We start from the raw sequence: 22,916 nt of genomic DNA on the forward strand, positions 1-22,916 counted from the left end.
CGAGTGAATCACGACAACAGCATATGTGCCAGCGCCTTTTTCAACGGCCTGCTAGTCATCCCGCTTCGCCCGGCTCAAGCGAAATCCACGAAACCGCGGCGGAATATCGGCGGCGTCAGCCTCGCCGTCTCCTCCCGGCAACAGCCCCACGTCGAAGCGCAACACTTTGCTAACCATAGGCTTTCGATAGACGGAACGTGCGCCGGGTTCGCTCGTTTGCAGAATAGAAGAGGAGCCTTTCACCATGAGCGAGCGGCTGGAAAAGCAATTCATCACCCAGAAAGAACATCAGGACATCGTCGACTTCTACAAGAAGGTCGTGGCCTTTCAGCACCGCACGATTCGCGACCTGCGCGAGTTGATCGCGGTCAGGGATGGTCCGCGGGAGCCCGAGGAAGAATTCGTGGCGCCGCAGATCGAGACGCAGCCTGACAATGTGATCACCGTCGAGTTCAGACGGCAACGCTAGCTGACCAGGCGGCAACGGAAGGCTGGGCTGCGGGCGATCTCAGCCCGCTCCTTGCCAATCGGGACGATGTCGATGACATCGGCCAATCTGAAGAGGTGGCGAACGCCGCCAGCCTCGATGAGGATATCGCCGTGATCAACGCGAAGATCGGTAGCAACAAAGTTCCGTTCGTCGCCGTCATCTATAATCGACACAACAAACACGACAGCCTCACCAGAGATCGACTTTGAGATTCTGTCTAATTTCGCGTCAATTCGTAAATATTATATGAGAAATTACTGATTAGACTTTGTAGTCGCGCTAAATCTTCGATGTCCTTGCCTTAGTTTTGCCACCGGCACGACATGCCGCCTTTACAGAGCGGTGGTAATCTCCTTCGCAAAGATGGAGATGATCATGCAAGATTTGACGATGTCCGAAGCCCTGAAGGATCCGCTGATCCGGCTGCTGCTGCGCGCCGACAAGGTGAGCCTGGGCGACTTTGCCAAGGTCATGGAAACCGCTGCCAACGACCGGAATCGTCAGCTCGGCAGCAAGGGCAAGCAGCGGGAGCCGCTCGCCGCCTGATTGTTGGAAATCATTTCAGTGGTGGCTGTAGAGGCCCGGCTGGAAATCTTCGTCGGCGCGATCGGGAAACAGGGTTCTGCGCACCTGCTTCAGCCGCTGCACCTCATTCTGCTGCCGCAACAGAAGCTCGGCGGTCACATCCTTGAAAGCACCGCCGTCGGATTGGGCGACGCGAACGGTGCCTCCCTTCGACAGGAAGTCACAAAACGACTGCGCCGAGCGCAGATGGGTCGTTATCTCGACATAGCGATCATCAGTGACTGACACGCTTACCTCCTCGCTTTGACGTCAGCATTAACCATCAGTTTGGCGACTTCATGACTGCCGCCTGTGAATGGTCAGCTATCTCTCCCTAGCCTCAGTTCAAGGGTTCCGTTTGCTGCTGCCAATAGTGTAAGACCTTGGATAGCGATGACATATTTGATTGGCTGACAATGCGCGCACCCCGCAGCTTGAACCCATCGAACTTGGTCGAGACCGGCTTGGGCGTCCTCGAATATGAGCTGGCGGCTGAACGCGCGAGTTCGCTTGGCCGCCAGGGATTGTCCGTCGAGCAGGCTCTTTCTTCTCTCAAGACAGCCGAAGAGAAGGGCGTGCCGGTAGCCGAGCGCGAGCAGCTCGTCGATACGGCAGCGCAGGCCGTCTGGGCGCTTTTCGTGCAGCGCGACATTTGCGGATTGCGCAACACCCGCGATGTCATCCAGCGTTACGGCATTCCCAACCACGTGCTTGCGCGTCTCGGCGCAGCCCCGCGGCGATAGCCTGCCGCCCCACCAATCCCGAAATATCAATCCCGAGGAACATCGACGATGAGCATGACGAACTGGAAAGCCGACCCATTGGAATGGGGCAACGGAAAGCGGATCTTCGAGGTTTTTCTGGAGCCGACCTGCCCCTATTCCGTCAAGGCGTTCCGCAAGCTCGACGGCCTGCTGAAACTTGCCGGAGAGGATCGCATCACCATCAAGATCCGCCTGCAGTCCCAGCCCTGGCACATGTTTTCGGGTGTCATCGTCCGCGCCATTCTGGCGGCATCGACGCTTGAGGGCGGCAAGGAAAGCGCCAGGAAAGTGCTCGCTTCCGTCGGCGATCACCGCGAGGAATTCGAGTTCACCCACCACGCCGGCGGCCCCAACATGGACGCGACGCCGAATGACATCCTCAAGCGGATCGCCAATTACAGCGGCCTCCAGCTCGCCGAAGCCTTCGCGATCCCCGATCTCGACCGCGAGATCAAATGGCATGCCAAGTATGCCCGCCAGAACGGCATCCATGTCTCGCCCACCTTCATGATCGACGGATTGGTCCAGGCCGATCTCGGCAGCGGAGACGAGATCGAAGTCTGGGCCAAGAAGCTTGTGGGGTGAGAGCGCCTGACAAGCGCGAACCGATTGACGCATGAAGCAGCCATCGAGAAGTCAGAAAGCGAGAAAGGCGTTCACGGCAAAGCTCATTGCCGGGATCGGCGGCTTTGCGGCCGCAGCGCTTTCGCTCGGCCTGTCGCTCTATCAGGCGCGGACGGCGGGCGAGATTGCGACGGTCGCGCCGGGCACCTCGGTCGATAGCGGCCAGTGGAATGTGACGCTCTATTCGGCGCAGGTTTCGAGCGAAATGCCTGACGGTTCACGCATTCCCGACGGCAAGAAGGCGCTTGTCGTTGAGGCGGCGCTGGAGAATATCACAGAGGAAAGCTCCAACCTCTACAGGAAAACGATCAGGCCGGATCTGGCGGATGCGCCGGAGCCGCAATTCTACCTGATGCGCGATCGGGGCACACTCTGGGATCTGCAGCCCCTGATGCCCGAGAAGATCGCTGTTGTCTGGCAGGTGCCGGCCTCGCAGAAACTGCCGGACAGGCTGAGCCTCACCATTGCCGGAACCACCTACAAGGCGAAGGACAATCTCTATGCGGCGCCCGGCTGGTTTCCGGCGAGCGACGTCGCCAAGGTCGAGCTGCCGCTTTCGCAGCAGGGAGCGGCGCAATGATGCGGCTTCTGACATCGCTGTTGCTGGTCGTCGCCGCCTTTGCCGTGCTGGCATTTCTGCATTCGACAACGCCGTCCTATGCCGTGCTGACCGGCCCGCTCGAAACCTTCGGTCCGCAGCACCAGACAGTCGAAAGCGACATCTTCAGCCTCAAGGCCAACAAGGTCCTGCGGGCGAAAACCCTCGCCTTCAAGCGGTATGGCAGCCCGGTGTCGCTCGATACGCAAGGGATTTTCGTGATCGTCACCGCCGATGCCGAGACGAAGCACGAGACCATGCCGCTCCGCGCCGCGGCGATCGAGGGCGCCTCCGGCCGGCTTTACCGGCAGACCCACCGCGCCGATGGCGCGCCGCAGCTTTTCAGCGACAAGACGCTGCAGCCCGGCCTTCCGGCCAGCGGCCTCTTCATCTTTGAAATGCCGGAAGCGGAAACCGCCGGCATGACCCTCATCGTCTCGCGCCAACCGGGACCGCAGCTCGACGCGGAGATCCACATCCGTCTCGATCAGAACGGCATCGAGACACGCAAGATTGCGGAGATCGGCGAAAATGGGCTCTAGAACCGAACGCCGCTTCCGTCTGCTGTCCATTTGCGCGCTTCCAATCCTGCTGGTTGCCAGCTACGGCGTCTTTGCCTGGCGCAATATCGAGGACTATGTACAGCGCAACGAGCTCAGCATTCGCGAGAATAGCGAGCAGACGCCTTACGCCGGGGCCCTCTGGAGAATCGAAAAGGTCCGGCTGATCGGCGATGGCCGCGATACCAAGGTGACCTTTCCCGGCGAAAGGCGGCTGCTGATCGTTCGCCTCGCCGCGAAGGCGGAAGGCGAGATCGGCGATGGCTGGTTCGATTGCACGATGTCGCTGACCGACGGCAGCGGCCGGGAATGGGCGCCGCTCGATTTCATCTCCTCCGACACGATCAGCCGCACGCTCGATCCACAGGCAAAGCCGGTCGAGGGATGCGCAGCAGCATCCCGCCAGCCGCCGGCCAGGGATGCCGAGGTCGAGATCGAGGAAAAATTCGTGATCCCCGCCAGCGCGGCGCAGTCGCTTCAGGCAAGGCTGAGCTTTGCGTCGACGCGGCCGGAGGCTCTGGCCCTGCCGCTCGGCTTGCAGCAGAACTAGCTGGCGCTGCGCCGCCACTCGCGGCCCTGCGCGAAGCCGATTTCGAGCGCAGCGGCAAGCAGGCAGATTTTCACCGGGATGACGAGAACGCCGACATCGCCGGGCGCACTCGGGCTTCCGAGAAACAGCGATATCCCCTGCGAGATGATCTGCCAGGTGTGAAGGTCGTGGGGACCGATCAGATTGGCAGTTCCATACCAGGCCCAGGCAGCCGCCCAATCCAGCACCCGGTAAAGCACGATGACGCTGAGGGCCAAGGCGAGACCGGAGCCGATCGCCAGCCCGATGCCTTCCGCCAGCGCCCTGTAGCGCTTCGCCGTCCCGGCGATGAAATGGGCAATGAAATCGCGGATGAATGAGGGCAGCCCGTCCCAGCGCGACACGATGCGGGCGATGCGCCCTTCGGTCATCGGCCGCTCGCCATTGATGTCATAGCCGTAGATGATTGCGGCGAGCGTCAGCCACACCGCCGGATAGACGGCGTAGAAGAACAGGTTGCGGATCTGATCATAGGTGCTGATCGACGCCGCTTCCGCCGTCGGCGGAAAGGTTGTCGCGGCGATCGCGTTTCCGATGGGGTCGAGCGCGGCAAACAACTGGCCGATTGCCTCCGGCAGGTGGGCGACCCAGGCCCTGATCTCGTCTTCCCAACTTGAAATCACATAAAGACCGATAAAGGCCCAGTTGGCGTCGCAGACGACGATCACCAGCGGCCAGACCGGCGACTTCGAGCGCTTGTGCATCGCCTTGGCAAACCGGCGCACCGCCCAGGCGATGGCAACCGAGGCGATGAGCCAGGTGCTTGTCGAAAACTCCAGAATATTGGCGTCCTCGCCAAACATCGTCAGGTCGAAGGAGAGTTTCGAATATTCGCGGATAGTATCGCCGAGCAGGCCCCAGGCGGTGTAGTAGGCAAAGAACGGCAGAAGCGTCAGCGCCAAAGCCGAGGTGAAGCCGGAAGCTCCGGAGTCCGAACCCTTCGCCCTCTCCGGCCGCGCCTCGGCAGTGCGCGAGGCGGCATCGAGCGCGGGCAGGCCCGGCCTTACCGTCTGGAACAAGGCGACGATGATCACGAGCTTGAGGAGAACGACGAAGGCGAGCATCGACAGGCCGGCGATGCCATTCAATCGCCCAAGCATCACGGCCATCTCGTTCAATACAGCGTTGCCGATAACGCCGACCAGCCAGAGCGCCATCAGTTGCGGCCAGAACCGCCACAGAAGACGAAGCGTCAGAGAGGGAAGCCGGAAGAGCGGGCGCACCGGCGAAGTGCTGTCCTGAACGAGCGCGGTCATGCCTGTGATACTAACCGGCACACCGGAAAACGCCACCCCGCCTATCGATTTGGCGAGGAGCGGAGATAGTGGCGCGGCGGGCCGACGGTGGCGCGCTCGATGAGCCTGACGGACATCCCCACGCGCCGCACCCTGGCATCCGGGTTCAGCGCCCTTTCCTTCAGGATTTCCCAACCAACGCGTCCGAGCTCCTCGCGCTCGATCCTCATCGTCGTCAGTGGCGGGTTGCTGTGCTGGGCAATCGAGATGTCGTCCATGCCGATGACGGAGAAATCGCGCGGGATGCTGTGGCCGCGCCCGCGCAGTGCATCGACCACGCCGAGCGCCATGATGTCGTTGCTGCAGACGAAAGCCGTTGCCTTCTCGAAGCGGCCCTTCTGCATGGCTTCGATAAGCGCCTTGGAGGTATCCGGCTCAAGAATACCGGCGGCCGTCAGGTCGAACAGATGCCGTTCGGGATCGATCGCAATGCCCGCCTCCTGCATGGCATCGCGGAAGCCGTCGAAGCGCTCCTTGAGCGAGGTCCTGAACAGACGGCTGACATGGACGATCTCGGTATGCCCCTCCGACAGGAGCCGCGTCGTCGCCAGCCATCCGGCCGAACGGTTATCCGGCAAGACGCAGGAGATCCGCATCGTCCGGTCGATACCATTGACGATGACAGCCGGCGCCCTGCTCCTGACGACCTGCTCGATGAGGACGGGATGATCGAGCCCGACGAGCAGAAGGGACGCGCCTTCGGCCGCAAGCAGGTTCTCGACATTGACGCTTCCGGTCTCGATATCGGGCGTCAGCAGATTGACCTTGGCATCGATGCCAGCCTCGCGCGCCGCATCGAGCGCGCCCTGAATGACGCCTTCGTAGAATTTCGAATTGAGATAGAGCGCCGCCGTCGTCACCACGGCAAGGCCGGAGGGAAAGGCCTCGGCCAGATCGTTGTTCCTGTGCCGGTAGTCGAGACGCGCGGCCGCTTCGAGGATGCGCTCGCGGCTTTCGTTGCCGACGCCGGAGCGGTTGTTGAGCGCCTTGGAGACCGACGCAATCGAAACGCCTGCGGCTTCGGCAATATCGGCAATTCTCGATCTGCGTGACATTGGGCTCTCCTCGCATTCCATCTAGCACGAGAAAAGCGCCCTTCACCAGATGAGGAAGAAATTTTCGTTCAGTACGAAATTTTTCTTTCCTGCATCACATTTTCGTTTATCGTTGCCCTGTCGCCGCATCAAGCGGGCGGCATTGACCTGGGAGGGGAAGATGCTGAGACGAAGGGAATTTATCGCAAGCGCACTCGCGGCAGCGGTCATCGACATTCCTCGCGCCATGGCGGCGGAAGAATCGCTGCGGGTCTTCTGGTGGGGAAATCCCGACCGCGCGAAACGGACCGGCGAAGTCATCAAGCAGTTCGAAGCCGCCACTCCTGACGCGAAATTCGTCGGGCAGGTCGCCACGTCTGACTATTGGGTGAAGCTCGCGACGATGGTTGCCGGCCGCAATGTTCCCGATGTCTTCGCCCTGGAGCCGGTGACCTTTGCCGATTATTCGCGCCGCGGCGCGACGCTCGATCTTTCACCGTTCCGCGACAGTATCATCGCCTCAAAGGATTTCTCGCCCGGCGCCCTCGATCTCGGAACGGTCGACGGCAAGCTGACGGGCATACCGACATCGCTGAACGCCGCCGCGCTCATCGTCGACAAGACTGCTTTGGAGAAAGCGGGCGTTCCCGCGCCCACGGCGACCACCACCTGGGACCAATTCAAGACGATCTGCACCGATTTAAAGAAGGCGGCGGGTTCCGGAAACCTCTTCGCCGTCGGCAACGGCGCGCGCTACAGCTTCGTCTTCGAAGTCTGGCTGCGCCAGCGCGGCAAGACGCTGTTCACGCAGGACGGATATCTCGGCTTCGAAGAGGCGGATGCGATCGAATGGTTCGACTATTGGGACCAGATGGCCAAGGCGGGCGCTTGCGTCACCGCCGACATCCAGGCGCTCGACAAGGGGAATATCGAGACGAACCCGATCGCCAGCGGCAATGCCGTCATGGCTTTTGCTTACTCCAACCAGCTTGCCGGCTACGGCGCGCTTGCAAAATCCGAGATGTCGATCGGTTCGCTCCCGGTACAGGATGCCGGCGGCCCTTCGGGGTTGTTTTACCGCCCCTCGACGCTATGGTCCATCTCACCCTGGTCGAAATCGCCGGAGACGGCGGCCAAGTTCATCAACTTCTTCGTCAATGACACCAATGCCGGACATGCGCTTGGAACCGAGCGCGGCGTGCCCGTGAATACCAAGATCCAGGGTGACGTGGCGGCGACCGGCGACAAGATCTCGAAGCAGACGATCGACTATATCGCCTCACTGAAGGACCGGGTCGGGCCCTATCCGCCCGCCATCCCGATCGGAGCTGCGGAGTTTTCGCAGCAGGTTTTGACGGCAACGGCCGACAGCCTGGCCTTCGAGCAGATCTCGCCGTCCGACGCCGGCAAGCAGCTGATGTCGGAAGGCAAGCGCATACTGGGCGGCTAGACCGCAGCGAGACGATCATGGATCAGCGAAACAATCCGAACCCGGCCGTGGATAAAGAGGATGAAGCGCGCCGGCTGCAGTTCCTGCCCTGGGAACATGTGGCCGGCGACCTGCTTCATCCGGCGCACCTGGCACGCAAGGCGGCACTCCAGAAGGCATGCGGAGCTGAGCTGGCGCAGACGGCCTACATTGCCGAGCAAGCCGCCGTCTTCACCGAGAGGCTGAAGATGGGCGAGCGGTCCTGGATTGCCGGCCATGCGCTGGTCAGGGGCGACATCACGTTCGGCGACGATTGCACCGTCAACCCCTATGCCTGCATCTCCGGAAAAGTCGCCTGCGGCAATGGTGTCAGGATCGCATCGCATGCATCGATCGTCGGCTTCAACCATGGCTTCGATGACACCAGCCTGCCGATCCACCGCCAGAAAGTGACGACCACGGGCATCACGATTGGCGACGATGTGTGGATCGGCGCCAATGCCGTCATTCTTGACGGCGCAATCATCGGCAGCGGCGCGGTGATCGCCGCGGGCGCCGTCGTCGCCGGCGAGATCCCGCCGATGTCGATTGCCGGCGGCGTGCCCGCGCGCGTCATCCGCAAGCGCGGCGCCCCCTCCCGCCTCTCCGCTTCCGGCGGCATCGAGGACCGGCTTCAGAAGCTGGGCAACAAGGCGCAGGCGCAGTGGCCCGAAATTCTCGGGCGATGGAAAACCGCCGAAGTCTATGAATCGCTGGAAGCCGACGGCATCAGTCGCCCGGCCGCCCGGCATCTCAACGATGCGATCGAGATTGCCGCAGGTTTCGGGGCACTTCCGCCGGGCCTCGATGCGACGGCGACGGTCGAGCTTCTGCAGAGCCTGCAGGACGAGGAGACCGGTCTCTTCCCTGACGAGAATACGCCGCGGGATCGTCCGCTCCGGGAAGATCCGAAGGCACTCTATAACGTCCTTTCGGTCGGCTACGCGCTCGAAGTGCTCGGATCGCGTCCACGCCAGGCTATCCAGGCGGTGCAGATCGATGAGACCGAGCTCGGCCGGTGGCTTTCGGGTCTGCCCTGGAAAACATCGGCCTGGAGTGCCGGGAGCGTCGTCGACGCGATAGGAACGGCGATGTATTTCAACGCCCGCTATTTCAATGTCGAGCAACCGCGCCAGGCGCTCTTCGATTGGCTCACCCGCCATATCAACAAGGCGACCGGCCTTTGGGGCGAGCCCACAGCGCTCGAAGGCTGGCTGCAGCCGGTCAACGGCTTCTACCGCCTGACCCGCGGCACCTATGCGCAATTCGGGCTTCCGCTTCCGAACCCGCAGGCATCCTTCGAAACGGTGCTGCTGAACTACCGCAATCACGAGGGTTTCACCGGCGCCAAATACACCGCGTGCAATCTCCTCGACACGATCCACCCGTTGCTGCTGATCGCGCGGCAGACCGATTACCGGCGCGGCGATGGCGAAGAGATTGCGCGCAAGATCATCGTAAGAGCGCTCGATCGATGGCAGGATGGCGAAGGTTTTGCCTTTGCCGACGGTAGCCCGGCGAGCCTTCAGGGCACCGAGATGTGGCTCTCGGTCGTTCATCTCGCCGCCGACTATCTCGGGCTTGCTGGCGCCTTTGCCTTCGTTCCCAAAGGTGTCCATCGCACCGAAACCGTCGGTCTCGGGCTTTAGGCGCTACTTACCGGCCACCGGGAGGGAAACGCCCACCGGTACGCGCGGATGCTCGCCCTGCCGGAAGGCAATCCGGCAGCGGACGCCTGCGGGATCGAAAATATGCTCCAGCGTGCCGCGAAGCTGGCGCTCGACGAGGCGGGCGAGCAGGCCCGATCCCTCCCCGGTCCGGCCGATATTTCCAACGCGCGGTCCATTCGTCTCGATCCACGAGAGAGAAATGGCCTCGCCATTCCGCGACCATGTGATTTCGACCGTGCCCGATTCGATCGACAGCGCGCCGTGCTTCAGCGCGTTCGTTGCAAGCTCGTTGATAGAGAGCCCCAAGGGCACGGCCCGGGTACTGTCAATCTCCATCGAGGGACCGCTGAGCACGATCCGTCCGGGCGCCGTGTTCCTGTAGGGCTCGACCTCGATCTCGATAAGATCGCGGATGTCGATGCTGGCATCCCGCGACATGCGCTCGTCGAGCAGCGAATGAGCGCGCGAAAGCGCCTGGATACGCCCGACGAGATCGTCGGCGGCTTCGCCCTTTATCGAGAGCTTAGCCAGGCTCTGCGCACCCATATAGGCATTCTTGACCCGGTGGCGCAGTTCATCGCGTGCGAGTTCCGCCTCCTCCAGCGCGCCTGACAGCGCGACGATCAGCCGGACGTTTTCGATCGCCGTTGCCGCCGCACTTGCCAGCGCTTCGAGAATCTCGATCTCCATTCTCGTCGGCCGATAGGGTGCCGCCCAATAGGCGCCGATCGCACCGATCGGATCCTGTGGACGCACCGGCGTCATGGCGATCGCGCGAACGAACGTGTCCTGATAGAGCTCCCGCGGAACGCGGTCCTCGTGGTCGATATCGGGAATGACGATCGTCTTGCGCTCGGCCATCGCCCAGCCGCTGACGCAGGCCGATGCCGGGAATTTCTGTCCCTTCCAGAGCGCGCCGATCGCATCCTCTTCGATATAGTGGCAGAGGTCGTCCTCTTTCCGGATCACGGCGATGCCCTGGCAGCCGATCATGCTGCGCGCGGTGGCGCGGATGATCTCGACGACATGGCTGGCGTCGCGCGCGCCGGCAAGCTGCGCAATCGCGTGCGTCAGGACGGCGAGCGGCGTCGCTTGCTGATCTGTGTAATCCAGGGATGTCATAGCGGCCTCCTTCCGGGGCCGGCGGCCGCTTCTCGACCACTCAAGGTGGCATCCTACAGGTTTTGATGGGATACGTCTAACAACCGGATCGATTTATATTTTCAAAGATATCGCCCTCCAAAATTGCCGCAACCGGCGCATGCGACGCAACGAAAGTCCGGCCACGGCGTTGGAAAGCTGATTGTGTATGGACCGTCTCGAAGCTTTGCACATCAGGCGTTTGCCGATATCAATCATATCGCCGCAAGGCAGCAGCCATTGCTTCGCTGACACGAAGCTCGAAACAGGACCCCTTCGTTGACATTCCCGCAATTGCGATCCGAAGATCCCGAGCTGGGGCACGAGACCCGAAATGGTCTGCCCGCGCTCGTTCTGGCAGCCTTGGGCGTCGTCTATGGCGATATCGGCACCAGCCCGCTCTATGCTTTCAGAGAGGCGCTGCATGCGACGGCGGGATCGGGATCGCATCGCGATAATGTGCTGGGCATTCTCTCGCTGATCGTCTGGGCGCTGACGATCGTCGTAACCGTCAAATACGTGACCTTCGTTCTGAAGGCAGATAACCGAGGCGAAGGCGGCACGCTCTCCCTGATGACGCTCGCGCGCCAGAGCCTTGTCGGGCGGCCGGTCTGGGTGCTCGTGCTTGGCGTCGCCGGCGCCTCGCTGTTCCTGGGTGACGCGATCATCACGCCGGCGATTTCCGTGTTGTCGGCGGTCGAAGGCATTCAGGTGGTGGCACCGGCGCTGTCCGACTGGATCGTGCCGATCACCCTGACGATCATCGCCGTCCTGTTCTTCGTCCAGCGTTTCGGCACCGGCGGCGTGGCATCCGTTTTCGGCCCGGTCATGGCGCTCTGGTTCGCCGTGCTCGGCATCAGCGGCGGCATTCATATTCTCGACGATCCGGCCGTCCTCGGCGCGATCAACCCCGTTCACGCGGTCACCTATGCCGCAAGCAATGTCGGGCTGACGATCACCGTTCTCGGCGCTGTCTTCCTCGCCGTCACCGGCGCCGAGGCGCTCTATGTCGATCTCGGCCATTTCGGCCGCAAGCCGATCGTCATGGCATGGTTCTGCCTCGTCTTTCCGTGCCTGCTGCTCAACTATTTCGGACAGGGCGCCTTTGTTCTCGCCAATCCGGAGATGGCCGCGCACCCGTTCTTCGGCATGCATCCGCCATGGGCCCGCGTGCCGATGGTCTGCCTTGCGACCGCCGCAACGGTCATTGCCAGCCAGGCGGTGATCTCGGGCGCCTATTCGCTGGTGCGCCAGGCGATGCACCTCAATCTGCTGCCGCGCCTGCAGATCCTGCACACCTCGGAGACCCATTCCGGGCAGATCTTCATGCCGCAGGTGAACTCGTTCCTGTTCATCTTCGTCGTCGCGCTCGTGCTCTATTTCAAGAATTCGAGCGGACTGTCGGCTGCTTACGGCATCGCCGTGACCGGCGAGATGGTGATCACCAGTGTCCTGCTCTTCGTGGTCATGCGCCGCATCTGGAACTGGAAACCGGTAACCGCCGCTGCCGTCGTCGTGCCGCTGTTCCTGATCGACAGCGGCTTCTTCATCGCCAATGTCGCCAAGTTCGCCGATGGCGGCTGGGTGCCGGTTGCCGTCGCCTCGACGATGGGGCTGATCATGTACACCTGGATGGCGGGACGCCGTTTGCTGATTGCCCGCACCAGGGCAGACGAGATCCCGCTCGCCTCGATCATCGATCGTCTCGCGCAGAAGCGGCCACCGACCGTTCCCGGCACGGCGATCTTCCTGACCAGCGATGTCGAGGGTGCGCCGACGGCGCTGCTGCACAGCCTCAAGCACTACAAGGTGATCCACGAACAGAACGTCATTCTCAGCGTCATCACCGCGACAACGCCGTTCGTGCCTGATGACGAGAAGATCTTCCTCGAGAGCTTCAATCCGCTGTTCAGCCGGCTGATCATCACCTTCGGCTATATGGAGACGCCGAACATCCCGCGCGCGCTCGTGCTCGTGCGCCAGCTCGGCCTGAAGTTCGACATCATGTCGACCTCCTTCTTCCTGTCGCGGCGGACGCTCCTGCCGTCGAAGAAGGGCGGCATGCCCTTCTGGCAGGACCGCCTCTTCATCGTTCTTGCCCAGAATGCCGGGAATGCGACCGACTATTTCGGCCTGCCATCCGGCCGCGTCGTCGAACTCGGGCTGCAGACGACGATCTGACATCTTCTTAAAATGAAAGAGGCGGAGCTCATGCCCCGCCTCTTGCTCACCGGCAGCCTGGAGCTGTCAGATGTCCGCCCTGACGGCCTGGCGCTGGTTGCCGAGCTTTTCGATGCCGAGTTCGACGACGTCGCCTGCCTTGAGATAGCGCGGCGGCTTCATGCCCATGCCGACGCCGGGCGGCGTGCCCGTCGAGATAATGTCGCCCGGGTGCAGCGACATGAACTGGCTGAGATAGGAGACGAGATAGGCAACGCCATAGACCATGGTCTTGCTGGAGCCGTTCTGCATCGTCTCGCCATTGACCTTCAGCCACATGCCGAGGTTCTGCGGATCGGGAACCTCGTCCTTGGTGACCAGCCACGGACCGGTCGGACCGAACGTGTCGCAGGACTTGCCTTTGGTCCACTGGCCGGAACGCTCGATCTGGAAGGCGCGTTCGGAGACGTCGTGGATCGTGCAATAGCCGGCGACATAATCGAGCGCGTCGGCTTCGCTGACATATTTCGCGGTCTTGCCGATAACGATGCCGAGCTCGACTTCCCAGTCGGTCTTTTCCGAACCGCGCGGGATGAGGAGATCGTCATTGGGACCGACAATGGCGGAGGTCGCCTTCATGAAGATGATCGGCTCCGGCGGCACGGTGGCGCCGGTCTCGGCGGCGTGGTCGGAATAGTTGAGACCGATGCAGATGAACTTGCCGGTTCCGGCCACGCAGGCGCCGAGCCGCGGATTGCCGTCGACGGCAGGCAGCGTGCTCGCATCGATGCGCGACAGTTCTGCGAGGCGATCGGGGTTCAGCGCTGCGCCGGAGAGATCGGTCAGATGGCCCGAGAGATCGCGGATCGTGCCACCGGCATCGAGAAGGCCGGGCTTTTCCTGACCGGCTTCACCGTAACGAAGAAATTTCATGATGCTTCCATTCTGTTGTCTTCCGGAAATCAGATCGTCCAGCCGCCATCGATGGCGTAGGCCTGGCCCGATGTGTAGGTGGCGCCGGCGAGATAAACGGCGAGCTCGGCGATCTCTTCTGGCGACCCCAGGCGGCCCATCGGCTGGCGGGAGATGAAGGCGGCGCGTGCCGTCTCGTAGTCACCCTGTGCCTTCATGCGATCCTGCAGCGACGGGCTCTCGACGGTGCCGGGGCAAATGGCGTTGCAGCGGACGCCCTGGGCGACATAATCGGCGGCGACCGACTTGGTCAGCCCGATGACGGCCGCCTTGGTCACGCCGTAGGCGAAGCGGTTCGGCACGCCCTTGATGCTCGAGGCGACCGAAGCCATGTTGATGATCGAGCCATCCTTGCGCTCCAGCATCCCGGGCAGCACCGCACGGATGGTGCGGATCATCGCCTTGACGTTGAGGTCGAGCGCAAATTCCAGATCGCTGTCCTTCATTTCGAGGATCGATCCGGCATGGACGAACCCAGCGCAATTGAACAGCACGTCGACCCGGCCGATCTCGGAGACCAAGGCGTTCACTGCCGCTTCGTCGAGGACGTTGAGCTTGTGGGTCGAGATCCCGGTCTCGGCGCTAAGCTGCGCCAGCGTCTCGGTGTTGATATCGGTCGCGTGCACTTTGGCACCGGCCTGATGGAAGGCGATCGCCGAGGCCCGGCCGATCCCCTGCCCTGCAGCGGTGATCAGAACGGTCTTGCCGGCCAAATCCTGTGTCATGGTTCTATCCCTGTTTCTGTTTGCGCTCGACGAGCAGGATGTGGTCTGCGGCGAGCACGACTTCATTGCGCTGGTTCAGCACTTCGCAACGCTCGACGACGCGGCCCATATCCGGTCGCTTCGGATCGTCTTCCTTCGAGGAGATCGTCACGCGAGTGCGGATCGTATCGCCGATATGGACGGGGCGGACGAAGCGCAGGCGGTCGTAGCCGTAGGAGAAGGCGACCGGGTTGATGAGCGTCGCCGTCAGCCCGACGCCGATCGAGAACACCATCGTGCCATGGGCGATCCGCTGGCCGCCGGGCATCGTCTTGGCGAATTCGGCATCCATGTGATGCGGAAAGAAATCGCCGGTATGCCCGGCATGGACCACGAAGTCGGTTTCGGTGATCGTGCGTCCCGTCGTCGTGCGAACGGCGTTCAGCGCGTAGTCTTCGTAATGGATGGTCTGTTCGGACACGGGATCACTCCTTCGGCAGCGGGCTCAGCGGCGTCGCCGGGCTCGCGCTCGATTGATAGGCGGCTTCGACAAGCGCCATCGTTTGCCATCCGTCCTCGACGGATCCGATGAGCGCATCGTCTTCGCCGGAGGCAAAGCGCTGCAGGTTTGCCATGCGGTTGGCAAAGGCATCCGGGAACCAGGTTCCGTCGAGCGGCACCGAGACCCAATCATCGGCGCCATTGGCCTTGATCCAGAGTTCGTCCGGCTCGCCGCGCGGATAGTCGAGATTGACGCCGAGCTTCAGATAGGCAGCACCCTTCGTTCCGCAAATACGGAATTCGCAGGCCTGGAACCGGCGCCCGAAATCGTGGTCGTGATTGATCGACAGCGCGCACCGGATCCTGTCGCCATAGTCGAGGATCGCGGCGGTGCGCGTCTGCGCCACCTCATGGTTCGGATGGCCGATGGTCTTGGCGTGGACGCCGAGCGGATTGCCGAGCAGGTCCCTGACGACATCGAGATAATGGATCGAGTGCATGGCGATCTCGATGCGCGGCAGTCCCTTGAGGAACGGCCAGAGACCCCACGGGGTCGCCAGCGCCAGCCATGCGTCGAAATCGACGACCTCGCCGAGATGCCCCCTGGCGATCGCATCCTTCAGCGCCAGCATCATCGGCGCGAAGCGCAGCTGGAAATTGACGGCGGCCTTTATCCTCCGGGAACGGCAGAGCGACAGGATTTCCGTCGCTTCCTGCAGATTGCTGCCCATCGGCTTTTGCAGCAGCGCGAAGGACCCTTCCGGCAGCTTCGACAGGATTGCGGCATGGGCAGCGGGCGGGGTCGCCAGATCGAAGATCGCGCCTTCGGTCTTGAGCGCGTCGTCTTCAGAGGTGAAGGCGACCGTGCCCCATTGCTCGGCGAGTGCGCTCGCCTTGGCATGATTGGGATCGAAGATGCCTGCGACGGGAAACCCGGCCTTCCTGTAAGCCGGAAGGTGCGCGTCGCCGACGATGCTTCCGGCCCCGAAGATCACGATCGGGCGCGGCTTGGCGGGGCGCGGCCATGATTGCCGCAGACGGCTTGGATCGAAGGCCTCAGTCATGATGGAAGACCTCCTCCATCATCGCCCACCATTCGCCGGGCTTGCGGGTTTCGAGCGGCTGCTGCTGCGGCATGCAGACGGCCCACCACTCCTTGTTCTTCGGATGTGCCGCCATCTTCGCCATGTCGGCGTCGAAGTCGTCGCCGGTATATTCCCAGTAGCCGAAGAGCAGGTTTTCAGGCTCTTTCAGGAAGATGGAATAGTTGGTGATGTTGCATTCGGAGATCAGCGCCAGGATCTCCGGCCAGACAGCCGCGTGCAGGGCCTTGTACTCCGCGATCTTCTCGGGTTTCAGCCCGACAACCATTCCCATGCGCTGCATGGCCACTCTCCTCAGCCGCGAAACTCTCGGGTGAATTCCTTGATTGAGCGAGCCTCGACGGCCTGCCAATCCCAGCTGATGCCGAGGCCTGGTTCGGACGGCGCGATCGCGCGGCCGTCGCGGATCTCCATGCCCTTGGTGGTCAGCTGATCGAGCTGCGGAATGTATTCGACATATTTGCCGTTCTGCACGGCGCAGACCAGGCTGACATGCAGCTCCATCAGGAAGTGCGGGCAGACCGGGATATCGAAGGCCTCGGCGGCGTGCGCGACCTTGAGCCAGGGCGTGATGCCACCGATGCGGGCAACATCGACCTGGACGATCGAGCAGGCGCCCTTCTGCATATATTCGCGGAAATGGCGGATCGAATAGATCGACTCGCCGACGGCAATTGGCGTCGCAGTCGAGCGCGACAGGCGGATATGCCCATCGAGATCGTCGGCCGGCAGCGGCTCTTCGATCCAGGCAAGGTCGAGCTCCTTCAGGCGCGCGGCGCGGCGGATCACTTCATCGACCATGAAGCCCTGATTGCAATCCGTCATGATCTCGAAGCCGTCGCCGACAGCGGCGCGCACCGCCGAAAGGCGCGCATAGTCTTCGGCGCCATGCGGCTTTCCGATCTTCACCTTGGAGCCGGAAAAGCCCTTCGACTTCGCCAGCAGCGCGTCTTCGACCAGCGCTTCCTTCTCGATATGCAGCCAGCCGCCTTCGGTGGTGTAGAGCGGGCAGCTATCCTTCGCGCCGCCCGCCAGCTTCCAGAGCGGCAGGCCCTGCTTCTTGGCCCGGAGATCCCAGAGAGCGGTATCGACGGCGGCGAGCGCTAGGGCGGTGATCGCGCCGATGGTCGTCGCGTGCGTTGCAAATTCCATCTTGTGCCAGATCGCCTCGATGCAATCGGCATCCTCGCCGATCAGCAGCGGGACGAGGTGATCAGACAGCAGCCGCATGATCGACGAGCCACCGGTGCCGATCGTGTAGCTGTAACCAATGCCCGTCGCGCCGTCGGAATCGGTGATCGTGACGATCGGGGTTTCCTGGCTGACGAAGCTCTGGATGGCATCCGTGCGCTTGACCTTGGGAGCAAGGTCGACCATGCGGATTTCAATTTTCTCGATGCGGGCCATGTCTCTCTCCTCCCCCTCAGATTGCCAGGCTCTTGCCGGTATCGGCTGCAAACAGATGCGCCTGTGACAGGTCGAAGCTCATCTTGATCTGCTCGCCCGTTGCCAGCGCCCGCGGATTGAGCATGCGCGCCACCCATTCGCGGCCGGCGAATTCGACGAAGACGAGCGTTTCGTTACCGAGCGGCTCGGTGATGCTGACCGGGAGGCTCGCCTCGTGAACCTCCGATGCACTTCCCGTGACCAGGCCGTGACCGGTCGGGAAGAGATCGTCGGGGCGCAGGCCGAAGGTGACCTTCTGACCCTGTGTCACCGCACTCTTGAATTTCGCCGGCAGCGGCAGGCGATCGCCGTTGGGGAAGACGACGCTGTCGCCATCGACAGTGGCATCGAGAATGTTCATCGGCGGCGAGCCGATGAAGCCCGCGACGAAGCGGGTTGCCGGACGCTTGAACACTTCATCCGGGGTGCCGACCTGCTCGATATAACCGTCGCGCATGATGACGATGCGATCGGCGAGCGTCATAGCCTCGACCTGGTCGTGGGTGACGTAGATGACCGTTGCCTGCACCTTGGCATGCAGCTTCTTGATCTCGGTGCGCATCTGCGTGCGCAGCTTGGCGTCGAGGTTCGACAGCGGCTCGTCGAACAGGAAGACCTCGGGATTGCGCACGATGGCGCGGCCCATGGCGACGCGCTGGCGCTGGCCACCGGAGAGTTGCGCCGGGCGGCGGTCCATCAGGGCTTCGAGGCTGAGGATCGCCGCGGCCTCGTTGACACGCTGATCGATCTCGGGCTGCGCCACCTTGGCGATCTTCAGCGAGAAGCCCATGTTCTCGCGCACGCTCATATGCGGATAGAGCGCGTAGGACTGGAAGACCATCGAGATGTTGCGGTCGCGCGGCGCCAGATCGTTGACGACACGGCCCCCGATTTCGATGTCGCCGCCGGAAATCGGCTCCAGACCGGCGACCATGCGCAGCGTCGTGGACTTGCCGCAGCCGGACGGACCGACGAGCGCGATGAACTCCTTGTCGGCAATATCAAGATCAATGCCGTGGACGATTTCGAGCGCGCCGTAGCGCTTGACGAGTTTCTTGAGGGAGACCTGAGCCATGGGAAATCAACCTTTGACCGCGCCGAATGTCAGGCCGGATACGAGATGCTTTTGAATGATGAAGGTGAGCGCCAGCGCCGGAACGATCATGACGACCGCAAGCGCGCACATGCCGCGCCAGTCGATGGTGAACTCCGCCGTGTAATCGAGGAGGCCGACCGGCAGGGTCTTCGAGTTGACCGAACGCGTCAGCTGCGAGGCGAGTGCGTACTCGTTCCAGCAGGTGAGGAAGGCGAAGATGCCTGCCGAGGCGATGCCGGGACCGGCCAGCGGAAACTCGACCTTCCAGAAGGCCTGCCAGCGGGTGCAGCCGTCGATCTGCGCGGCTTCCGCCAGATCCTTCGGCACCTGGCGGAAGAAGCCATCGATCAACCAGATCGTGAAGGGCACGTTGAGCGCCACATAGGTCAGGATCAGGCCGAAGTGCGTATCGATGATGCCGATGCGCGAATAGACGATGAAAAGCGGCAGCGACAGCGCAATGCCCGGCACCGACCGCGTCAGCATCAGGCCGAGGAAGGTCGCGGACTTGCCGGCAAAGCGGAAGCGCGCGAAAGCGTAACCGCCGGACATGCCGATCGCCAGTGCGATCACCGTCGAGGTGATCGAGATGATCAGCGAGTTGCGGAAGTAGTCCCAGATCGGAATGCCGCCCTTGCCGATGCCCGAGAACATCGCGCGGTAGGCATCGAGCGACAGCTCGTTCGGGATCCAGACCGGCGGCTTCGCCATGATTTCGACCGGTGGGCGCAGCGAGCTGAGCACGATCCAGAAGCCTGGAAGGCAGATGACGAGCATCGCCAGGAACAGGCCGATCAGATAGAAGACACGGCCGATACGGCGGCGCAGGCGTTGTTGTGCGTTGAGATCCATGGCTTACCACTCCGCGCCGATTTGGGTGCGGGCGAGCGCCAGCTTCCGGAAGAAATAGACGGTGAAGGCGATAGACAGGATGATCGAGACATAGGCCATGGCATTGGCAAGGCCCATCTGCGCATCGGCATAGGCGGTGCGGCCAACAAGCGTCCAGAGCAGCTCCGTGCGCCGCGCCGGTCCGCCATCCGTCATGATCTTGACGATGTCATAGGCGCGCGCCACGTCGAGCGAGCGGATCGTCATGGCGATGAAGGCGAAAGGCATCAGGAACGGCCAGATGACATAGCGGAAGGTCTGCCAGGGCGTACAGCCATCGACGCGGGCGGCCTCGACCGGCTCCTGCGGCATGGCGAGCAGCCCTGACAGGATCAGGATCGCGAAGACCGCCGTTGACGACCAGACCTCGGCGACGACGATCGAAAACAGCGCCAGATTGCCGTCGATCAGCCACGGGATTGCGTTGTCGGTCAGCCCCAGCGCCTGCAGGGCATTGTTGATCAGGCCGACATTGTCGTTGAACATGAACTTGAACTGGAAGCCGACGAGCACCGGCGAAAACATCATCGGGAACATCATCATAGTGCGCAGCACGCGCTGGCCCATGGTCGCCTTGTTGACGAGCAGCGCCAGACCGAGACCGAGCAGCATTTCGAGATTGAGCGCGATCGTCAGCAGCACGACGGTGCGCACGAAAGCAGCGAGAAACACCGGATCGGTGAGGATGCGCATGTAGTTGCGCAGGCCGACGAACACATAGAGCGTCTGCGGCCGGGTCAGCCGGAACGGCGTGAAACTGGAGTAAAGCGACAGCAGCAGGGGAACCAAGACGACCGCCGCGAGCACGATGATGGCCGGCAGAAGCAGAAGAATGGGTGTCGGAATTTTTTTGAACATCGAACGACCTGTCCACGCCATATCCGGCGCCTGGACTGCAGGAGGGAGCCTGCAAGAAGCTCCGGTCTTCCAAAAATGAAGCCCCGCACCCGTTTCCGGATGCGGGACCTGTTATGACAGGATCAGAGAGCGCCAGCGTCCTTGAGGATGTTGGTCGCCTTGTCGGCTGCAGCGTCGAGAGCCTCCTTAGAGGTCTTGTCGCCAAGGATGGCCGACTGCAGTTCCGGATAGACCGCGTTGGAAATCTCGATCCATTCAGGCGTGCGCGGAACCGGGAAGGCATGCTTCATGGCTTCCTGGAAGGCGCCGAGAGCTTCCTTCTTGTAAGGGTCGCTCGCAGCCTGCTGGATATCCCAGTCCCAGACCGCCTTGCGGGTCGGCAGGGTGCCGTTCGCAGCTTCGATCTTCTGCGAATCCTCGTTGGTGAGGAACCAGACGAGCGAGGCCGCCGCATCCTTGTGCTCGCAGGCTTCGGTGACCGAGAAGCCGTGGTGACCGGACCAGCCGGTCCGCTTGCCAGAAGAACCGGCAGGCTGGACGATCACGCCGACATTGCCGGCAATCTTCGAGTTTTTCGGGTCGTTGAAGTAAGCAGCCCAGCCGGGCCAGTCGAGATCGAGCGCCACGGTGCCCGATGCGAAGCCGGCGCCGAGGTCATCCCACAGGTAGTTGGTCGTGCCGGCCGGAACGGCCTTCGCCTTGTACATGTTCACGAACCAGTCGAGAGCGCGCACACCGGCATCCGAATTGAAGGCCGGCTTGCCGTCCTTGTCGAGATATTCGCCGCCCTCGGCGACCAGCATTTCGAAAAAGCGTCCGTTGATAGCCTCTTCCTTGCCGGGGAACTGCGTGCCGAAGAAATTCGGCGGGTTGGCGAAGAAGATCGCCTGGTCGGAAACCTGCTTCCACGTGTCCGGCGGCGCCAGGTCATAGCCGTACTTTTCCTTAAACGCCTTCTTCTTGGCTTCGTCGGTATAGAGGCTCTTCTGGTAATACATGGCCGAAACGTCGAACTGGGCGCGCGGCAGCATGACCAGCTTGTCGGAGATCGTCGAAGCCGAGATCGTCGAGTCGACGAACTTGGCGATTTCATCGGCCGGCAGAAGCGGCTTCAGGTCGGTATAGAGGCCTTCGTAGATCGGCGCGAAGGACGAATGGTTGGAGCCGACGCACCACTTGATGTCGCCGGAAGCCAGGTCCGACTTCATTTCCTTGTCGAGTTCGAAATAGTTCTTCTTCGAGAGAACGTTGACCTTGGCGCCGGTCTCCTTCTCCCACTCGGCGATGCGCGCATAGAGCGGCTCGTACTGCTGGCCGCCGATCAGCTTGGCATCGATGGTCACACCTTCAAACTTGCCCGGCAGATCGGCCGCATTGGCCACGGATGCAAATAGCGAAATCCCAGCCGCGAGGCTGGCTATCAATCTTTTCATATTCCTCTCCTCCACAACGGCGGCCTTGTTCAAGTTCGCCGACTCTCCTCACATATGAGTTTTATGTTTATATACAAACGACAAGAAAGTTCCTGCGTCAAGCGGAACTTTCCCTTCTCGAATGGTCCGTCTGCGTATATGCAACTATCATTCATGGGAGATCGCACATGGACATGGATGACGCAGACCGCTACCGCGCCCCGGCGCTCGACAAGGGTCTCGACATTTTGGAACTGCTGGCCAGCGTCGAGGACGGCCTGACGCAGGCGGAAATATCGAAGCGGCTCGACCGCAGCCCGAACGAGTTCTACCGCATGCTCGACCGCCTGGTGCGCCGTGGCTATGTGACGAAGCTCGAAGGTGATCGCTTTGCGCTGACGCTGAAGCTCTTCGGCCTTTCGCAGCTGCATGCGCCGACCCGCCGCCTGGCCTCCTTCGCGACGCCGCTGATGCGCGATCTGGCGCAGAAGAGCCGGCAGGCAAACCATCTCGCCGTCTTCGACCGCGGCTATGCGGTTGTCATCGCCCAGCAGGAAGCCCCGGATTATTGGGGCATTTCGATCCGCGTCGGCTCGCATGTGAACCTGTTCGACACCGGCTCCGGCCATGTCCTGTTGGCCTTCCGGGATGCCGAAGAGCGCGAACTGATGATCGCCGAGCATGTGCGCAGCAAGGACGACCCGCGGCTGACGCCGGAATTCTACGAGCGGCTCGACCAGATCCGCGAGCGGGGCTACGAGATGATGGCCAGCGCCCAGACGGCCGGCGTCTACAACCTTTCGGCACCGATCCTGGGCCCCGATGGCCGCGGCATCGCCGCCCTCACCTGCCCCTATATCGCGCTGGTCAACGCACCAAGCGCGCCCGATATCACCCGCACGATCACCCACCTGCAGAAGACGGCGGAACAGCTGTCGCTGCTCGTCGGATCCGATGTCAACGTGAAGTTCTAGGCC

26 protein-coding genes are annotated in these 22,916 nt (G+C 62.1%); 11 read left to right on the forward strand and 15 right to left on the reverse strand.

Annotated features, from left to right (window positions below):
* The first annotated feature begins 244 nt into the window (after positions 1-244).
* Positions 245-469, forward strand: a complete 225-nt coding sequence (locus tag ACODR6_RS03275; RefSeq protein WP_130280000.1) for a hypothetical protein — start codon at positions 245-247, stop codon at positions 467-469.
* On the opposite strand, the gene ACODR6_RS03280 is transcribed toward ACODR6_RS03275, so the two are convergent.
* On the reverse strand, positions 466-672 hold the full coding sequence (locus tag ACODR6_RS03280; RefSeq protein ID WP_112712372.1) for a hypothetical protein: 207 nt from the start codon (positions 670-672) through the stop codon (positions 466-468). The two genes, ACODR6_RS03275 and ACODR6_RS03280, sit on opposite strands and share 4 nt — an antisense overlap.
* A 193-nt stretch (positions 673-865) precedes the next feature.
* On the opposite strand from ACODR6_RS03280, the gene ACODR6_RS03285 reads away from it, so the two are divergent.
* On the forward strand, positions 866-1,036 hold the full coding sequence (locus ACODR6_RS03285) for a hypothetical protein (protein ID WP_489020726.1): 171 nt from the start codon (positions 866-868) through the stop codon (positions 1,034-1,036).
* A gap of 15 nt (positions 1,037-1,051) precedes the next feature.
* On the opposite strand, the gene ACODR6_RS03290 is transcribed toward ACODR6_RS03285, so the two are convergent.
* Positions 1,052-1,303 (reverse strand): hypothetical protein, encoded by a 252-nt coding sequence (locus ACODR6_RS03290; RefSeq protein WP_130280004.1) that lies wholly within the window; start codon positions 1,301-1,303, stop codon positions 1,052-1,054.
* Between the two features lie 161 nt (positions 1,304-1,464).
* Between ACODR6_RS03290 and ACODR6_RS03295 the strand changes: the two genes are divergently transcribed.
* Genes ACODR6_RS03295 through ACODR6_RS03315 form a run of 5 tightly spaced genes read left to right on the forward strand, consistent with a single transcriptional unit; the run spans position 1,465 to position 4,150 of the window.
* Entirely contained in the window at positions 1,465-1,797 is a 333-nt protein-coding gene (locus ACODR6_RS03295; protein ID WP_130280923.1) for a DUF6665 family protein, read from the forward strand.
* A gap of 48 nt (positions 1,798-1,845) precedes the next feature.
* A complete protein-coding gene (locus ACODR6_RS03300; RefSeq protein WP_489020728.1) occupies positions 1,846-2,403 on the forward strand; it encodes a DsbA family protein in 558 nt (185 codons plus the stop codon).
* 31 nt (positions 2,404-2,434) lie between these two features.
* Complete coding sequence (locus tag ACODR6_RS03305) at positions 2,435-3,022, forward strand: hypothetical protein (protein ID WP_489020730.1); 588 nt, start codon at positions 2,435-2,437, stop codon at positions 3,020-3,022.
* A complete protein-coding gene (locus ACODR6_RS03310) occupies positions 3,019-3,582 on the forward strand; it encodes a hypothetical protein (protein WP_489020732.1) in 564 nt (187 codons plus the stop codon). Before ACODR6_RS03305 ends, ACODR6_RS03310 begins: the two co-directional genes overlap by 4 nt.
* On the forward strand, positions 3,572-4,150 hold the full coding sequence (locus ACODR6_RS03315) for a hypothetical protein (protein ID WP_489020734.1): 579 nt from the start codon (positions 3,572-3,574) through the stop codon (positions 4,148-4,150). Before ACODR6_RS03310 ends, ACODR6_RS03315 begins: the two co-directional genes overlap by 11 nt.
* Here the strand turns inward: ACODR6_RS03315 and ACODR6_RS03320 are convergent.
* A complete protein-coding gene (locus tag ACODR6_RS03320; protein WP_489020736.1) occupies positions 4,147-5,445 on the reverse strand; it encodes a hypothetical protein in 1,299 nt (432 codons plus the stop codon). The genes ACODR6_RS03315 and ACODR6_RS03320 overlap by 4 nt on opposite strands.
* Positions 5,446-5,486: 41 nt before the next feature.
* Positions 5,487-6,539, reverse strand: a complete 1,053-nt coding sequence (locus ACODR6_RS03325) for a LacI family DNA-binding transcriptional regulator (protein ID WP_165402678.1) — start codon at positions 6,537-6,539, stop codon at positions 5,487-5,489.
* Between the two features lie 160 nt (positions 6,540-6,699).
* Here ACODR6_RS03325 and ACODR6_RS03330 point away from each other — a divergent pair, with 160 nt between their 5' ends.
* Both ACODR6_RS03330 and ACODR6_RS03335 read left to right on the forward strand, forming a co-directional pair.
* Positions 6,700-7,968 carry an ABC transporter substrate-binding protein gene (locus ACODR6_RS03330; RefSeq protein ID WP_489020739.1) on the forward strand — a complete coding sequence of 423 codons (1,269 nt, stop codon included), beginning with the start codon at positions 6,700-6,702 and terminating at the stop codon, positions 7,966-7,968.
* A 17-nt stretch (positions 7,969-7,985) separates the two neighbouring features.
* The gene (locus ACODR6_RS03335) at positions 7,986-9,635 is read left to right on the forward strand and encodes an acyltransferase (RefSeq protein WP_489020741.1); all 1,650 of its coding nucleotides are present in this window, start codon (positions 7,986-7,988) and stop codon (positions 9,633-9,635) included.
* A gap of 3 nt (positions 9,636-9,638) precedes the next feature.
* Here ACODR6_RS03335 and ACODR6_RS03340 read toward each other — a convergent pair whose 3' ends face one another.
* Positions 9,639-10,778 carry a sensor histidine kinase gene (locus ACODR6_RS03340; RefSeq protein ID WP_489020743.1) on the reverse strand — a complete coding sequence of 380 codons (1,140 nt, stop codon included), beginning with the start codon at positions 10,776-10,778 and terminating at the stop codon, positions 9,639-9,641.
* Positions 10,779-11,075: 297 nt separating this feature from the next.
* Between ACODR6_RS03340 and ACODR6_RS03345 the strand changes: the two genes are divergently transcribed.
* Positions 11,076-12,977, forward strand: a complete 1,902-nt coding sequence (locus tag ACODR6_RS03345; protein WP_449097638.1) for a potassium transporter Kup — start codon at positions 11,076-11,078, stop codon at positions 12,975-12,977.
* Between the two features lie 66 nt (positions 12,978-13,043).
* Here ACODR6_RS03345 and ACODR6_RS03350 read toward each other — a convergent pair whose 3' ends face one another.
* The 10 genes from ACODR6_RS03350 to ACODR6_RS03395 form a co-directional block, all read right to left on the reverse strand.
* Complete coding sequence (locus ACODR6_RS03350) at positions 13,044-13,889, reverse strand: fumarylacetoacetate hydrolase family protein (protein ID WP_489020746.1); 846 nt, start codon at positions 13,887-13,889, stop codon at positions 13,044-13,046.
* Positions 13,890-13,918: 29 nt separating this feature from the next.
* Positions 13,919-14,653, reverse strand: coding sequence for an SDR family oxidoreductase (locus tag ACODR6_RS03355; protein ID WP_203431106.1), 735 nt, complete (start codon positions 14,651-14,653; stop codon positions 13,919-13,921).
* Between the two features lie 4 nt (positions 14,654-14,657).
* Positions 14,658-15,113, reverse strand: a complete 456-nt coding sequence (locus ACODR6_RS03360; RefSeq protein WP_203431107.1) for a MaoC family dehydratase — start codon at positions 15,111-15,113, stop codon at positions 14,658-14,660.
* A 4-nt stretch (positions 15,114-15,117) separates the two neighbouring features.
* Positions 15,118-16,197: a Gfo/Idh/MocA family protein gene (locus tag ACODR6_RS03365; RefSeq protein ID WP_203431108.1), complete on the reverse strand. Its 1,080-nt coding sequence runs from the start codon at positions 16,195-16,197 to the stop codon at positions 15,118-15,120.
* The gene (locus ACODR6_RS03370; protein WP_112712414.1) at positions 16,190-16,519 is read right to left on the reverse strand and encodes an L-rhamnose mutarotase; all 330 of its coding nucleotides are present in this window, start codon (positions 16,517-16,519) and stop codon (positions 16,190-16,192) included. The genes ACODR6_RS03365 and ACODR6_RS03370 overlap by 8 nt, the downstream gene beginning before the upstream one ends.
* An 11-nt stretch (positions 16,520-16,530) precedes the next feature.
* Positions 16,531-17,643: a mandelate racemase/muconate lactonizing enzyme family protein gene (locus tag ACODR6_RS03375; RefSeq protein ID WP_489020749.1), complete on the reverse strand. Its 1,113-nt coding sequence runs from the start codon at positions 17,641-17,643 to the stop codon at positions 16,531-16,533.
* A gap of 16 nt (positions 17,644-17,659) precedes the next feature.
* Positions 17,660-18,757 (reverse strand): ABC transporter ATP-binding protein, encoded by a 1,098-nt coding sequence (locus ACODR6_RS03380; protein ID WP_489020751.1) that lies wholly within the window; start codon positions 18,755-18,757, stop codon positions 17,660-17,662.
* A 6-nt stretch (positions 18,758-18,763) separates the two neighbouring features.
* Positions 18,764-19,630: a carbohydrate ABC transporter permease gene (locus ACODR6_RS03385; protein WP_130280029.1), complete on the reverse strand. Its 867-nt coding sequence runs from the start codon at positions 19,628-19,630 to the stop codon at positions 18,764-18,766.
* Positions 19,631-19,633: 3 nt separating this feature from the next.
* Positions 19,634-20,527: a carbohydrate ABC transporter permease gene (locus ACODR6_RS03390; protein WP_130280031.1), complete on the reverse strand. Its 894-nt coding sequence runs from the start codon at positions 20,525-20,527 to the stop codon at positions 19,634-19,636.
* A 122-nt stretch (positions 20,528-20,649) separates the two neighbouring features.
* Positions 20,650-21,960 carry a type 2 periplasmic-binding domain-containing protein gene (locus tag ACODR6_RS03395; RefSeq protein ID WP_489020754.1) on the reverse strand — a complete coding sequence of 437 codons (1,311 nt, stop codon included), beginning with the start codon at positions 21,958-21,960 and terminating at the stop codon, positions 20,650-20,652.
* Positions 21,961-22,127: 167 nt separating this feature from the next.
* On the opposite strand from ACODR6_RS03395, the gene ACODR6_RS03400 reads away from it, so the two are divergent.
* Positions 22,128-22,913, forward strand: coding sequence for an IclR family transcriptional regulator (locus ACODR6_RS03400; RefSeq protein WP_112712426.1), 786 nt, complete (start codon positions 22,128-22,130; stop codon positions 22,911-22,913).
* Positions 22,914-22,916 lie beyond the last annotated feature (3 nt).

Source organism: Rhizobium sp. FG96, assembly GCF_057808655.1.

Coding starts and splice junctions, on each gene's coding strand:
- ACODR6_RS03390 (WP_130280031.1), bottom strand. CDS start 20,527: ATGTTCAAAAAAATTCCGACACCCATTCTTCTGCTTCTGCCGGCCATC.
- ACODR6_RS03275 (WP_130280000.1), top strand. CDS start 245: ATGAGCGAGCGGCTGGAAAAGCAATTCATCACCCAGAAAGAACATCAG.
- ACODR6_RS03340 (WP_489020743.1), bottom strand. CDS start 10,778: ATGACATCCCTGGATTACACAGATCAGCAAGCGACGCCGCTCGCCGTC.
- ACODR6_RS03310 (WP_489020732.1), top strand. CDS start 3,019: ATGATGCGGCTTCTGACATCGCTGTTGCTGGTCGTCGCCGCCTTTGCC.
- ACODR6_RS03365 (WP_203431108.1), bottom strand. CDS start 16,197: ATGACTGAGGCCTTCGATCCAAGCCGTCTGCGGCAATCATGGCCGCGC.
- ACODR6_RS03385 (WP_130280029.1), bottom strand. CDS start 19,630: ATGGATCTCAACGCACAACAACGCCTGCGCCGCCGTATCGGCCGTGTC.
- ACODR6_RS03395 (WP_489020754.1), bottom strand. CDS start 21,960: ATGAAAAGATTGATAGCCAGCCTCGCGGCTGGGATTTCGCTATTTGCA.
- ACODR6_RS03350 (WP_489020746.1), bottom strand. CDS start 13,889: ATGAAATTTCTTCGTTACGGTGAAGCCGGTCAGGAAAAGCCCGGCCTT.
- ACODR6_RS03370 (WP_112712414.1), bottom strand. CDS start 16,519: ATGCAGCGCATGGGAATGGTTGTCGGGCTGAAACCCGAGAAGATCGCG.
- ACODR6_RS03300 (WP_489020728.1), top strand. CDS start 1,846: ATGAGCATGACGAACTGGAAAGCCGACCCATTGGAATGGGGCAACGGA.
- ACODR6_RS03375 (WP_489020749.1), bottom strand. CDS start 17,643: ATGGCCCGCATCGAGAAAATTGAAATCCGCATGGTCGACCTTGCTCCC.
- ACODR6_RS03380 (WP_489020751.1), bottom strand. CDS start 18,757: ATGGCTCAGGTCTCCCTCAAGAAACTCGTCAAGCGCTACGGCGCGCTC.
- ACODR6_RS03355 (WP_203431106.1), bottom strand. CDS start 14,653: ATGACACAGGATTTGGCCGGCAAGACCGTTCTGATCACCGCTGCAGGG.
- ACODR6_RS03330 (WP_489020739.1), top strand. CDS start 6,700: ATGCTGAGACGAAGGGAATTTATCGCAAGCGCACTCGCGGCAGCGGTC.
- ACODR6_RS03305 (WP_489020730.1), top strand. CDS start 2,435: ATGAAGCAGCCATCGAGAAGTCAGAAAGCGAGAAAGGCGTTCACGGCA.
- ACODR6_RS03285 (WP_489020726.1), top strand. CDS start 866: ATGCAAGATTTGACGATGTCCGAAGCCCTGAAGGATCCGCTGATCCGG.
- ACODR6_RS03335 (WP_489020741.1), top strand. CDS start 7,986: ATGGATCAGCGAAACAATCCGAACCCGGCCGTGGATAAAGAGGATGAA.
- ACODR6_RS03325 (WP_165402678.1), bottom strand. CDS start 6,539: ATGTCACGCAGATCGAGAATTGCCGATATTGCCGAAGCCGCAGGCGTT.
- ACODR6_RS03400 (WP_112712426.1), top strand. CDS start 22,128: ATGGACATGGATGACGCAGACCGCTACCGCGCCCCGGCGCTCGACAAG.
- ACODR6_RS03320 (WP_489020736.1), bottom strand. CDS start 5,445: ATGACCGCGCTCGTTCAGGACAGCACTTCGCCGGTGCGCCCGCTCTTC.
- ACODR6_RS03315 (WP_489020734.1), top strand. CDS start 3,572: ATGGGCTCTAGAACCGAACGCCGCTTCCGTCTGCTGTCCATTTGCGCG.